12 protein-coding genes are annotated in these 13,824 nt (G+C 49.2%); 1 reads left to right on the top strand and 11 read right to left on the bottom strand.

The features are described 5' to 3' along the window. Positions 1-486: 486 nt before the first annotated feature. The 11 genes from MRBBS_RS20435 to sufB form a co-directional block, all read right to left on the bottom strand. A complete protein-coding gene (locus MRBBS_RS20435) occupies positions 487-654 on the bottom strand; it encodes a DUF1254 domain-containing protein (protein WP_144012751.1) in 168 nt (55 codons plus the stop codon). Between the two features lie 6 nt (positions 655-660). Further along, on the bottom strand, positions 661-1,668 hold the full coding sequence (locus tag MRBBS_RS09305; RefSeq protein WP_014871230.1) for a HupE/UreJ family protein: 1,008 nt from the start codon (positions 1,666-1,668) through the stop codon (positions 661-663). Then, positions 1,665-2,549, bottom strand: coding sequence for a peptidyl-prolyl cis-trans isomerase (locus tag MRBBS_RS09300; protein ID WP_014871229.1), 885 nt, complete (start codon positions 2,547-2,549; stop codon positions 1,665-1,667). Before MRBBS_RS09300 ends, MRBBS_RS09305 begins: the two co-directional genes overlap by 4 nt. Positions 2,550-2,574: 25 nt before the next feature. After that, positions 2,575-4,431: a DUF3604 domain-containing protein gene (locus tag MRBBS_RS09295; RefSeq protein WP_014871228.1), complete on the bottom strand. Its 1,857-nt coding sequence runs from the start codon at positions 4,429-4,431 to the stop codon at positions 2,575-2,577. 32 nt (positions 4,432-4,463) lie between these two features. Further along, entirely contained in the window at positions 4,464-6,389 is a 1,926-nt protein-coding gene (locus tag MRBBS_RS09290; RefSeq protein ID WP_014871227.1) for a DUF3604 domain-containing protein, read from the bottom strand. Positions 6,390-6,434: 45 nt separating this feature from the next. After that, on the bottom strand, positions 6,435-8,330 hold the full coding sequence (locus MRBBS_RS09285; protein WP_014871226.1) for a DUF3604 domain-containing protein: 1,896 nt from the start codon (positions 8,328-8,330) through the stop codon (positions 6,435-6,437). Between the two features lie 232 nt (positions 8,331-8,562). Continuing rightward, a complete protein-coding gene (locus MRBBS_RS19660; RefSeq protein WP_014871225.1) occupies positions 8,563-8,718 on the bottom strand; it encodes a hypothetical protein in 156 nt (51 codons plus the stop codon). A gap of 27 nt (positions 8,719-8,745) precedes the next feature. Then, complete coding sequence (locus MRBBS_RS09280) at positions 8,746-9,099, bottom strand: HesB/IscA family protein (RefSeq protein ID WP_014871224.1); 354 nt, start codon at positions 9,097-9,099, stop codon at positions 8,746-8,748. 59 nt (positions 9,100-9,158) lie between these two features. After that, positions 9,159-10,445, bottom strand: a complete 1,287-nt coding sequence (sufD, locus tag MRBBS_RS09275) for a Fe-S cluster assembly protein SufD (RefSeq protein WP_014871223.1) — start codon at positions 10,443-10,445, stop codon at positions 9,159-9,161. Positions 10,446-10,457: 12 nt separating this feature from the next. Further along, positions 10,458-11,222 (bottom strand): Fe-S cluster assembly ATPase SufC, encoded by a 765-nt coding sequence (sufC, locus tag MRBBS_RS09270; protein WP_014871222.1) that lies wholly within the window; start codon positions 11,220-11,222, stop codon positions 10,458-10,460. Between the two features lie 35 nt (positions 11,223-11,257). Next, positions 11,258-12,706, bottom strand: coding sequence for a Fe-S cluster assembly protein SufB (gene sufB / locus MRBBS_RS09265; RefSeq protein WP_014871221.1), 1,449 nt, complete (start codon positions 12,704-12,706; stop codon positions 11,258-11,260). A gap of 439 nt (positions 12,707-13,145) precedes the next feature. On the opposite strand from sufB, the gene MRBBS_RS09260 reads away from it, so the two are divergent. Then, positions 13,146-13,754, top strand: coding sequence for a MarR family winged helix-turn-helix transcriptional regulator (locus tag MRBBS_RS09260; protein ID WP_014871220.1), 609 nt, complete (start codon positions 13,146-13,148; stop codon positions 13,752-13,754). Positions 13,755-13,824: the final 70 nt, after the last annotated feature.

Raw genomic sequence — 13,824 nt, 5'->3', positions numbered from 1 at the left:
TAACTCTTACCTATTGATAACTCATTGATTTGCAAGTAAAAGCTTAAGGTAAGACTTTTCACTCTTTTTTCCCCCCTAAACTCTTGTGGCCTAGTAATAAAGTAGCATACTGAACACGCCTGAAGGCCGCATTTTTACGCTCTAATTTAGCGCTTAGAATTAATAAAGTGTCATACTGGTTATTGCCATATCGCCAATTTCACGTAAATATCAACTAATAAAGATGCATACTCAATTTATGCTCCGATCGCAGTGTGCCGGTCATTTTCTTGAACTGGCTGCTTTCACGCCATAAACGGACTAATAGACGAGGTAAAAGGCTTGTTCGAAAAGCGTCGAAATGTGCCAAAAGCAGTCATCATGTTGATGGGGGTTCAGAAAAAAGTAGACATTAGTAACGCCTAACTAAAGCGCGCGTTGTTTGCGTCGCCTTTGGGCGACATGTTAGCTTGCTATCGTTCAGTTTACTTACTCGATGTCCTGCAATTACCAGCTCTTGTCCATGATCACCTTCTCTGGTCCATACAAACGGAACCAAGGAAACCATTTCTGACCGGGGTAATAACGAGAGGCTTCGATTTTCGGCATAGTAATGACAATAGGCTCAACACGTAAATCCTCCCAATGGAATGAATACGGCTCTTTTGATCCTATACCGTGTTATATCCAAAAACCAGATACACGTTCTAGTGTCCAGAACATGGTAATACTACCTATAGCATAAGCCATAGGCTTTTCGATTTTTTGTACCCAATTAGCCGAGTCTGCTTTCAACGACTTTAAGCTTTGTGTTATTAGCTGGAATATTAAAATTACAGACGCAACAAATACTACTTGCCCTATTTCAACACCAACATTAAATGCTAACAATGCTGCCGGTATTTCAGTTTGTGGTAAGCCTATTTCGGCAAGCGCGGACGCAAAACCAAAACCGTGCAATAAACCAAAGCTAGCTGAAACTGCGATTGGGTGTCGCCAGGTGAGTGTGTCACGCTTATCCAGTGCAATTTCTCTAGCAAGAAATACAATCGACAGTGCAATAGTCGCTTCAATCGGCGGTATAGGGATACGCACCAACTCTAACCCAGCAAGGGTTAACGTAATGGAATGCGCAAGAGTGAAACCCGTAATGGTAATCAGGATGCGGCGCCATGTGCCAGCAATAAATATCAAGCAAGCAACAAAAAGCAGGTGGTCAAAGCCTTCCAGGATATGCTCAACACCAAACACTAAATAGGTATTCACCACACTCCATAATTCAGGCGCACCTTTGACCATAAACGATGTTGATCTAGCGTTTAAACGGGCGGTTTCAGATGAACCATCCAGTCTTTGAATGCGCACTAATACATCCGTTGATACGCGCTCCAGACCTCTTATGCCAATTTTGGATCCTGCAAGTCCGCCCTGCCGATTAATAGTCGAACGTTCGATATACGCGCCACCAATAAAGGCACTCACTGTCTCTGATGGTTTTGTGATGTCAGACGGCAATTCGACATATAGACTTAAGCGCCGATTCTGCCCTTTTGCAGGCACCTTCCAGAGCATGTTGAATTCGTTGTCGCTTGTTTGCTTAAACTCCAGATAAGCCGGGCGATATTCATCCGCATGGGCCAACCCAATCGAGAATAGCAACAAAATAATACTGAAATAAATACGACTCATTTTTTCGTTTCATTGAAAGATAATTTAGCGGCACTCTCACTTTTTGTATTGTTGGAACGATCTTGAACTATCACCTTATAACGCTTGCGTAAGTTATTATAAAGCGTTTCATTGGTTTGCTTTCGTTTTTCCGACCCCCAGTCACGGACAACTTGCTTGCGCACGTCATCAAGCCCGGGCGCTTCACTTTCAATGCGTTTATCAATACGCACCAAATGCAAGCCAAAGCCCGATGATAGCGGCCCTTGCCAATTATCTGTGGGCGTTTCATTTAGAGATTGAAGAAACTCACGCCCTAAAACACGCTCTATCTCTTGCGCTGTCGCTAGATTAAATTGATGATTAACCATCAACGAATCACCCAATGTCGCTGCGTTACCGTCTTCTTTTTCGAGCTTAGCCAGCAACGCAACAGCGTCAGCTTGAGATGATTGGCCGCGCTTGCTAACACTGAGGTAAACCTGTCGAAAACTAAAACGGGCAGGTTGACGATATGCCTCTTGATTCGCTAGCAGGTACGCCTGCAGTTCCTGCTCAGTCGGTTCGTCGAGGCTAGCAATATCTTCCGATAAAAATTCCATTTTCTGATGTAGACGACGGCGCACCACACTATCACCTTTATCTAATCCCATGGCTAGCGCTTCTCGATAAAGCACTTCTTCTCGGATATAGTTTTGGATTAAACCCGCCACTTCCTTTTCGTTAGGTGAGCGCTGCCAAACTTTTTCATAGCCTAACGACAGTGCTTTTATTTGCATTTCCGTCACCACAATTTCAGCGTTGTCCGACTGGTAATCATTCGACGCCTGCTGAAAGAGCACAAACATCGAGCCAGCGAGTAACAAAAAAATCAGCAATGGTTCTTTGAGTATTTTTCTCATTCAGTATCTCTATTTAATTCCAGTGCTATGGCGTATACCAAATCGGGGAAGTAAAGGCCCTTTCTTGAATGGATACAGGCAGATCCTTTCTAGGTGGCGTTCCTAGTGTTTTTGAATCATAGGTAGACCAGCGGGGCGTGGGTATTTGTAATACGCGAACGTAATACGTGGCTGCAATTTCAGGATCGAATTCTGGATCTTGCCAAACTACTTGTAGTTGAGCAGCACCTATAGAATTTTTATACGTCGCATCCGCTGCATTAACGGTGCTCTTAATCGCTGGCGCGTTGACGGTGGCGCTGGGTTTACGATTATCCGACAAGGCAAGGTCATAGATTTTTTCATAGGTTTTACCCTCTTCAATCCATCCTTTGATCATTTGAATCCGTTCAAGATTTGCGCCATCTGCTTCTTTCAATGCTTGAACAATAAAACGAGGTGCTTGAGCATTTTGAGATGCCCGTATATCGCCGCCCATCGGAACGCCTTTTTTATAGGCAACATCTACCCAGTCTTTCTTACTCAAAATGTCATCAGGTATGTCATAACCAGCAAAGGCTCTCACCTTCATTCTTGGGCCAGTAGTCGCATAGGTTTCCTTGCGGATCATGGCCGCATATAAATCTTCCCGGGTATTTGATCGCGCCCAAATTGCCGCAAGACCGCCCGAACTGAATTGACGAACTTGCAAATTATTCGCGTCAGGAAATCCAGGAATACCATTTAGCCGATGATTGGCATCGTTCTCCATGCCAAATTTTCCACGATAGTTATCTTCTTCAACCATCGAGGCGGAATTATGTGTATCCGAGTCACCGATAAATCCAAATTTATACGGATTGCCTTTGCCATCTTTTTCCAATTGAAGGCCACGAATTATAGCGTCTCTCGCATACCCTCCCTTTTTGTTTTTTGGCGCTTGCGCTGAATCTGACAAGGTGTAATCCCATAGTTCAAATTTTGCAAACTCATCGGTAGGTGATAAGGCCGGGTGTGTTTCAGAGGTACCCTTTATTTGGGTGATTTCATATAAAGGCTCATTCAGCATTCGTGTCTGAGCGTACTCCTTGCTCATCGTGCTACCACCGTATGAGATCTCTTCAGGAAACATCAAGCCATCACTGGCATTACCGTTATGTGCCACGGCTAAAAGCGTGGCGCCGTTTTCGCGCTGCTTGCCCATCCATGCCCAAAGGTCTTCAGGGCGGTCAGAGTCCAGTACCGAAAAAGGGGTTTGGGGGAGGTTCTTCGAATTTTCAAAAAGAACCACACGATGTAAATTCCTGCTGCCCGGATGAGATGTCCATTCAAACGCTGGAAAAGTTGTAAATTTACCAGGCATATAATGTGCGTCGGCAGTTTTAACCACCTCTTGCCATATTGTTTGATTTATCGACGGATTGACCAATTCTGGAATGGCTTCACCCGTTGCTAGCGCAGCTAAAACTTCTGAGTAAGCACTGAAGGCAATTACCTGATCCTTAGAGAGTACCCGCTTGGCCATTTCGATCTTGCTTGCCTGACTCGAAGGATCTTCCATTTTTTTGAAAAGGCCCAGATATTCCGCATGGTCTGAAACCGCATACCAATCCAGAGGCTTTAATATTTTCAACTTCGAGCCATCCCCGCCGCCATTGATAGCCTCGCCCTTTGCCCAACGATAAGCGTCATCAGGTATTGTTACCGAACCATTGGTATAGCCATCAAACGAATAGCTTGTGTGCACATGTAGATTGCCGAAATAAACGTCATTCGGGAAGGTATCACCGACATTGGGTGAATAATGCTTTTTGTCTGAAGGCGGCGGGCTGTCCTGGGCAAAAGCCGATGCAGGTAACGCAAGAACCAATGCCAAACATAGTGCTAATATTGATTTCATCATTAATCCGTCCTGAATAATTTAACTTTTAACTTTCAAGGCGTATACCAAATCGGTGAAGTGTAAGCGCGTTCCTGTAGGGTCATCGGCACTTCTGGAGCGAAATTGGCTTCTTCGAAGTAAGCCGCGTCATAGGCTGTCCAGCGCGGCGTTGGAATTTCCAACACGCGGGCATAGTAAAACGCCTTAAGCGCCGGGTCGAAATCGGGGTCTTGCCAGATGGTGATCAACTCCGGCGCACCGATGGTGTTAGTCCATGTCACATTTTTCACATCAACCGTGTTTCCAACGGCGGGCAAATTGCCATCTGCATCCAGCTTGCGGTCACCATCCCATGCAACGTTGTAGATCTTTTCTTGGGTCTTGCCGTCAACATCAAGCCAACCTTTGATGATCTGGATACGGTCGAGGTTACCCGAGATCGGATCCTTGATCGCAGCGACGAGGAAGTTGGGTGCCCCGCCTTCGGGAGCCTCAGTTAGGTCGGCCCCCATAGGAACGCCTTTGTCATAGCCTACGACAGCAGGGTCGCGGCGTTGCGCGTCTTCCGGAACAAAGTCCCAGCCACCAAACAAACGCACGCCAATCCTCGGGCCAGTGGTACCGTAGACTTCTTTGCGCATCATGGTGTCAAAAATCGCTTCCCGCGTGTTTTCAGGCGACCAAGCTGCCATCAGGCCAGATGCGCCAAGCTGCCAGTCTTTAACCGTGCGGCCATCGAAATCGAAGGCGTTGCCGGTCGAGCGTTCTGCGCTGGGTTCGCTGGCCGGAAACTTGCCGAAGTAGTTGTTCTCTTCCGCTGAGGAAATGCCCGTGTGGGCATCAGTCGACCCCACGAAGCCAAATTTAAATGGGTTGGTACCGTATTTCTCTTCGACCTGAAAGCCCTGTTTGAGCGCTTCTCGGGCGTATTCGGTTTTGATCATGCCGGGCTTTTTTGGCACGACATTGAGGTTGCCTTTGTCCCAAATTTCGAATTTGGCAAACTCATCGGCAGGGGCCAGCGAGGGGTGCTGTTCGGATGTGCCTTTGTGTTGTGTAATCTCGATCAGCGGTTCAAACTTGGCGCGGGCTTCGACCCAGTCCTTATCGATGGGTTGGCCATCAGGTGTTTCGAGCTTGTACATCAAGCCGTTGGAGAGGTTGCCGTTGTGTGGCACCGCCAGCACCTTGCCGCCGGTCTTTTTCTCATACACTTCCATCCAGTCCCAGAGCTTATTGGGAATGTCGCTATCATAGGTTGTTAGTGGACGGACCATATCGGCCATCGCCTTGCCATCACGGTAGACCACGTTGCGGTGAAGGTTGTTGCCACCGCCGTAGTTTGACGTCCATTCATAGCCGATAATCGCGGTGAAACGTCCCGGCTCGTTATGTCCTTCCACGATCTCTGTCATCTTTTTCCACATGTCCCACTGGAGTGACTTGTCCGTCAACGCAGCGGGCACTTTCCCTTGGCCTTGAAGTTTGATGATTTCCATCACAACCGCTGTGGCCTCTGAGCCACCGGCGCTCATACCCTTGTTCCACTTTTTCAGGGTAGGGTCAGCCATCAGTTTAGGATCGCCTTCCTTCACACCGTTCATGATAGCAAGTGAATCGGAATGGTCCGCTACCATCATGAAATCATAGGGACGCGAGAGTTTGACGGGTTGCCCTGTATTCGAAGTAATTTCCTCGCCCTTGGCATAGCGCAGCGCCTCGTCCGGGCCGACACTTGTGCCGCTAGCAATCGCATCCCCCGACCATGACGTATGCAGGTGGATTTCACCCCAGAGCGGGAACATCGAAAAATTGCGCCCAGCATACGGCGAATAGCCCGGCTTTTTGAAGAACCGCTCAACACGCTCAGGGTCAATCGTGCCTGCGTCGGTTGTAACCTTGAGAGTAGGCTCATCGACCGCATAAGCAGTGCTTGCAACAGTAAACGCTGCCAATACAACAACTAGGAATTTCTTCATCAAAAATACCTTCTTTTATTATTTGTTGTAATCAACTAATTTAATTTATTTCGGCGTATACCAAATCGGAGAGGTGTAAGCGCGTTCTTGAATGGCTGTAGGGACACCTTCAGGAAGTTCACGACCAAAATGCTTTGCATCGTAAACCGTCCAACGTGGTGTTGGGATTTCGATCACACGCACGTAATAAAATGCTTTTTGTGCAGCATCGAATGCGGGATCTTTCCAGTAGGCTTGCTGGTAAGCATCGCCAATTGAATTTGTGTAGGAAGCTTCTTCCACATTCACGGTATTGCCGACAGGGCTTTTACTGCGACCATCTTTGCCAATTTTACGTCCATCGGAAACGGCTATATCGTAAATCTTTTCATGGGTTTCGCCATTAGCGTCCAACCATCCCTTAATGATTTGAACACGATCAATGTTGGCACCATCCGTATCACGTATTGCACGAACGATAAATGAAGGGGCCTTTCCTGCAGGTGCAGTTTTTAAATCACCACCCATGGGTACACCTCGCTTGTAACCCTGTTTAGCAAAGTCCATGCGATCTATATCTGCGGCGGCAAAATCAAAGCCACCAAAAACGCGAACTTTCAAACGTGAACCGGTGGTGGCATACACTTCCTTGCGTTTCATCGCGTCCCAAATTTCTTCTCGTGTATTATTGCGTGCCCAAACAGCGGCTAAACCACTGGCACTCACTCGAGCCGCGTGAATTCTTGATTTCTCATCTGGGTTTTCTCGACCGATAATGGTTTCTTCATAACGATCTTCACTGGCACGTCCGGGCTCTAAAACACTCACTTTACCAAAATAGTTATCCTCTTCCGCACTGGGCACAGAAGTGTGACTGTCGGTTGAACCTATTATCCCAAACTTAAACGGATTGGCGCCCAGATTTTTCTCAAAAGCCAGACCTCGTTTAAAGGCTTCTCTTGCATATTCGCGCGGCCAATGCTTCTTTGTCGTGGTGTATGGGCCAAATGTACCTGAATCCCAGGTTTCAAAATCAGCGAACTCGTCATCGGGAGAAAGAAAGGGATGCGCTTCGCCATCACCTTTCATTTGGGTAACTTCATAAAGAGGTTCCCAACGCATACGGCTTTCGGCATAGGCTTTATCTAACGGTTTCTTAGTAGTAAGAGTAACGTCATCAAACATTAAACCTTGTGATAAATTACCATTGTGCGGAATAGCCAACATTTGTCCGCCAGTATTCTTTTCGTAATCAGCCATCCATGCCCAAAGGTCTTCTGGATCCACGGTGTCATAGGCAGATAATGGTACAATTTGATCAGCTTTGCTTTTATCGCCTCTAAAAATAACATTGCGGTGCAAGTTATTGCCACCAGGTACCGACGTCCATTCGAAACCAATTAATGCGGTGAATTTTCCCGGTTCATTGAATTTTTCAGCTGCTGCTGTGCTTTTCTCCCAGTAGGTCTTTACTAATCCTAATCCTGCCAAAGGATTTTTTCCTTCTGTGAGAGAAGATACAAACATATCAAACGCCTTTGGTTCTTCGCCCGGCGTAGTTGCATGCTTGCTTACTTTCTTACCCCATTCAGATTCTTGTAATTGAGGGGCGCCCTCTTTAATGGCTGGTGCTAAACCAAGAATTTCTGCATGGTCTGAAATGACCACAAAATCCAATGGCCTTTTAAGTTGCACCCATTCGCCGAAGCTTGCCTTGACGGCCTCACCGCGAGAAATTCGATAAGCTTCTTCTGGCCCCAGGTTGTTGCCAACCATACCGGCGTCGGTTGAGTAAGACGTATGTAAATGCGTATCACCGAAGAAAACATTATTAGGAAAGGTATCACCGACATTGGGTGAATAGTGTTTATTGTTTGCAGGCGCGACATCGCCTGCAAAAACAGGCGCGCTAAGTGCTAATATGGTTGAAAGCAAGATGTTCTGTTTAATTTTCATCTTCATGATTTCTCCGTTATTTAGTCTTTGCTCTACTACTAATTAACTTTACAAATCTCCGGAAAATATAGCAGTTTATTAAGTCTCAGAAAAGTCCTATTTTTGGTTGATATTAATATTTTACAGTGTCCGCTAAGGGTCAACTACCGCCGAAACACTCGATCACAGCAGATTGTTCGCTCCACGCTCAGCTTCAGACCTTTTCAATAAATCGTGTTCTGACAGACCGCTATACGCCCTACAACGACCATTGCTTCAGGCTCATACTAACGAAAGAAAGCTGGCGCTCAGTGCCAATAGCGGGGATTTGAATTTTCGTCAATGATCGACACACTGTCAGCACCGGTCGGGCGTCTACCTTGAGTTTGGTCAGGACCACTTCACGTTCTTGCATGCCTTATCGGGCCTTGTTTGATGTCAATCAAGAGACGGTGAAGCTTTCCCCGCAACCGCACTCAGCGGTGGCATTCGGATTACGGAACAGGAACACGGAGTTCACGCCTTCCGTCACGAAATCGATTTCAATACCGTTGACCAGCGCTAGGTGCTCCTCTTTGACGTAAACATCGACACCGTCAATATGGAAAATTTTGTCATCCGCTGCGACATCCTCGGCCCATTGGGTTTCATACTTGAACCCGGAGCAACCGCTCTTCCGAATGGTCAGGCGAATGCCTTTGGCTTGCGCTTGCCTGTTCACTTGTTTAAGCACGTGTTTAACCGCGCTTGGCGTCATGGTGACGGCAACGGTTGGAGTGAATACTTCGGTTGTCATGACTCCACCTCTATTAGGCAAAAAGACGCTGGATTTTCTGCAGGGCCGTGAATAACGGCTCACGCCACCTGAAACGTTTGATTGAAAAAGTCATTCAGCCGAAGTTGCACGGCTTCTTTAACTGCTTCAACAGGAATCTGTTCAACCAGCTCGTTGATAAATGCGATGGTCAACAGCGTGTTGGCTTCGCGACGACCGACACCACGGGAAACCAGGTAAAACAACGAGGTTTTATTGAGCTGGCCAATGGTGGCGCCGTGAGCGCATTTTACGTCGTCGGCGTAAATTTCCAGCTCGGGCTTGGTGTCGATTTCTGCACCGGTTGAGAGCAACAGATTCTTGTTGCTCATATTGGCGTTGGATTTCTGGGCATCCTGATGAATATGGATGCGCCCATTGAAAATCGCATGAGACTGGCCCGCAGCGATGTTGCGATAGGTTTCTTCACTGTTGCAATGGGCTGCTATGTGCTCGATTGACGTGTGGTTGTCATAATGCTGTTTGCCCTGCGTGACCACGACACCGTTCAGTTTGCACTCGGCGCCTTCACCTTCAAGGCGCAACTGCAGATCGTGCCGGCGCAGCGGGCCGCCAAAGCCAACGCAGTGGCTTTCAAAACGTGAGGCAGTCGCCTGGCGAACACCTGTCGCACCGATGTGCTGAACGCTTTCGCCTTCCAGAGTAAGCCTCACGCTGGTTATCCGGGCACCTTCCGCCAGAACAAATTCAGTGACAGTGTTGACCATTACCGGCTCACTACCGCTGGAAATGTACTCTTCTACCAGCGTCATCTGGCTGTGCCTTGCCGCATCGACGTAAATCCGCGGATAGGCGGAACCTACCGACGAAGCGGTGACTTCATGGATGATGAACAGCGGCTGGTCGAGAACGGTTTCTTTGTCCAGCTGGATAAACAGGCCATCCTCAAACCGGGCGGAGTTTAGCTGGGCCATCTGCACGGTTTGGCTGTTCAACGTGTTGTTCAGGCGTTCTGCCAGCGCAGCGGCGGCATGGTCGTCAAGGTCGCAGAACCGCTGAATACGAATGCCGTTAAGATCTGGAAAGTCGCTGGCTTCTGGAACCATTACGCCGTTGCGAAAAACCACGCGGTATCCAGCCGTGGACAGGCTGGTGCCTTTCTTGCCACGGGAGGGGAGGGCAACGGCAAGCTCATCTGACAGCTTTAGGTGGCGGACGGAATACTTCCAGTTCTCGGTTTTACGGGTCGGCAATGGCATATCCACCAGAGCTATACCCTTTTGTTTGCGCAATTCGAGCAAAGGCCCGGGCAGGTAGTTGCCAGCTGGCTCAAGAAAGACGCGAGAAAGCGTTGGTGCTGACTTCATTTGGTGGCCTCCTTAGCTGGCTTCGGCTTCTTTGTCTTTCACGTTGAGCCAGCCGTAACCGCGCTCTTCAAGCTCATAGGCCAGCTCACGTCCGCCAGATTTGACAATTTTTCCATCGGCCAGAACGTGAACATAGTCCGGCACAATGTGGTTCAGCAGGCGCTGGTAGTGAGTCACCATCAAGATGGCTCGATCTTTAGCGCGCAGGGCGTTCACACCGTCCGAAACCACGTGCAGCGCATCAATGTCTAACCCGGAATCGGTTTCATCCAGAATGGCCAGCTTGGGTTGAAGCAGCAGCGCCTGCAAAATCTCGTTGCGCTTTTTCTCGCCACCGGAAAAGCCTTCGTTTACGCCGCGTTTAAGGAAGGCCGGATCCAGATCAACTTGAATGGATACTTCCCTCGCATGTTTCATAAACTCAGCCGCATTCATCTCCGGCTCGCCACGGTGGCCGCGCATGGAATTGACGGCGGTGCGCAGAAACTGCAGGTTGCTGACGCCTGGAATCTCTACCGGGTACTGAAACGCCAGGAAAACGCCTTCGCGGGCCCGTTCTTCGGTTTTTAGGTCCAGCAGATTTTCACCGTTGAAGGTGACTTCACCCTCGGTGACTTCAAAGTTTTCGCTGCCTGCCAGCACCTGTGACAAGGTGCTTTTACCTGAGCCATTGGGGCCCATAATGGCGTGAATTTCCCCGGCTTTAATTTCCAGGTTGATGCCCTTGAGGATTTCTTCACCTTCAACGGACGCGTGTAGATTTTTGATGTTCAGCATGTATTGGCTTCTCTCTGTAATCTCAAATTCTGTTTTTAGCCGACAGAGCCTTCAAGGCTCACCTCAAGCAATTTGCCAGCTTCAACGGCGAACTCCATCGGCAGTTCCTTGAACACCTCTTTACAGAAGCCGTTTACAATCATCGAAACGGCCTGTTCAGGGTTGATTCCGCGCTGGCGACAAAGGAACATTTGTTCGTCGCTGACCTTGGAGGTCGTGGCTTCATGCTCGATAATGCCCGATTTATTTTTGCTCTCGATGTACGGGAAGGTATGCGCACCGCAGCGGTCGCCAATCAGCAGCGAATCGCACTGGGTAAAGTTGCGCGCACCCTCTGCGCCTGGGCCAAACTTCACCAGGCCACGATAGGCGTTCGAGCTGTTACTGGCAGAAATCCCTTTGGCGATGATGGTGCTGGACGTATTCTTGCCGAGGTGGATCATCTTGGTGCCAGTGTCGGCCTGCTGGTAATTGTTGGTCAGCGCCACGGAGTAGAATTCGCCAACGCTGTTTTCGCCCCGAAGGATGCAGCTCGGATACTTCCAGGTAACGGCAGAGCCGGTTTCTACCTGAGTCCAGGAAATCTTGGAGTTTTTACCGATGGCAGCGCCACGTTTGGTGACGAAGTTGAAGATGCCGCCTTTGCCGTTTTCATCGCCCGGATACCAGTTCTGAACGGTGGAGTACTTGATCTGGGCGTCGTCCAGGGCCACCAGTTCGACCACAGCTGCGTGGAGCTGATTTTCATCCCGCATAGGCGCGGTGCAGCCTTCCAAATAGCTGACGTAGCTGCTGTCTTCGGCGATGATCAGGGTGCGTTCAAACTGCCCAGTGTTGGCTGCGTTGATGCGGAAATAGGTAGACAGCTCCATGGGGCAACGCACGCCTTTCGGTATGTACACGAAGGTGCCGTCGGAGAAGACCGCAGAGTTCAGGCCAGCAAAGAAGTTGTCACCCGCCGGAACGACAGAGCCCAGATATTTTTTGACCAGCTCCGGATGTTCCTGAATGGCTTCGGACATGGAGCAGAAAATCACGCCTGCTTTGGCGAGTGGTTCTTTGAACGTTGTCGCTACTGAAACTGAGTCAAACACGGCATCGACCGCCACGCCTGCCAGCTGTTCACGCTCGTGCAGGGGGATGCCCAGTTTTTCGTAGGTTCTGAGTAGCTCCGGGTCGACTTCGTCCAGGCTCTGGAGCATGTCTTCTTTGCGCTTGGGCGCGGAATAATAGGAAATTGAGTTGTAGTCAATTTTTGGGTAACCCACGTGCGCCCAGTTCGGCTCATCCATTTCCAGCCAACGACGATAGGCCTTTAGCCGCCACTCAAGCATCCATTCCGGCTCTTTCTTAAGGCCGGAAAGGCGGGCAATCACGTCCTCATTCAATCCAGGTTCGAAAGTGTCGGATTCAATCTCAGTCACGAAACCGTGTTCGTATTCCCGCTTGACCAGCTCGTTCACTTCTTTATCAGTGGTAGCCATGATCGTCACTCCTTATCTTTCATTGAAGGCTCCAGAAGCCTCGGTTTTCTGCGGTTTTCATTTAATACCCAAGGTCACCATCGCTGTAACCCTATAAACCGGGGACGGCCCTCAGCTTTCTTGCTGGTGGCTGGTAAGCGCGCCGATACCGATTTTTTCCTCAATTAGTGTCGTAACGATACTAAGTAAGCACAGAGAATTTGTCAATATAGTATCGAAACGCTATCGTATTGGCCGTGATCTCATTGTGGTCTGAATAGTGAAGAGGTTAACTGTCAAAGAGGTTTATGGCCTCACACCCTTCACGAATAAGGCCGTACTATGGTATCGCTCCGAAACTACAATCTTGTTAAATTAGTTCTTAAACGCTATTATAAAAAAATTGTCAAGGGGCTGTGAATTAGACGTCACCAAATTAAGTATGATCAAGGAGCTGGAAATGAACGGTCGCGCTAACGCGGAATTGGTCTTTCACTTGGGACGCATAGCGTCCGGCGAGGGTCTCGCGGAGGGGCTGACAGCAGCCCAATGGGCGGCGCTTAGATACTTCGCACAGGCCAACCGTTTCTCGCAAACGCCGTCCGCCTTCGCCGCATTCCATGCCACAACCCGGGGTACGGCGTCACAGACAATCAAAAGCCTAGAAACCCAAGGCTATCTGACACGCATGCGGTCAGAGGACGACAGGCGCAGTGTCCGGCTCGTTCTGACCGAGAAAGCCCGGGGCATTCTCGCGAATGATCCCTTCGAATCCCTGGTCCGTGCTGCGGAATCACTACCCCCCAGTGTCCAAGGTCATTTTGCCAGTGCCTTGCAACGCTTGCTCGGTCAGGTGACGCAGGAAAGAGGCAAGCCTCACTTCGGCGTCTGCACGTCGTGTCAACATCTGGAAAGCGACGGCTGCAGTCGGGACGGGCAGGCGCCCTATACGTGCGGTTTCATGAGCGCGCCCCTGTTTTTGGAAGAACTCGACGGAGTCTGCATCAACTTCATCCAGGGCAAACCGGTAACGGTGAAGGGCTCTGTCACCGGAGCCGAACCGCGATGAGTCCTGTTCTGCATCAGCGCTTGCCCTCTTCAGGACTGTGTCATGACTGATATAGCTTCACTGAAGCCCG

It is taken from the genome of Marinobacter sp. BSs20148 (assembly GCF_000283275.1).
Classification (GTDB): domain Bacteria; phylum Pseudomonadota; class Gammaproteobacteria; order Pseudomonadales; family Oleiphilaceae; genus Marinobacter; species Marinobacter psychrophilus.
The sequence above is the reverse complement of the archived record's forward strand: the minus strand, read 5'-3'. Positions and strand labels throughout refer to the sequence as shown.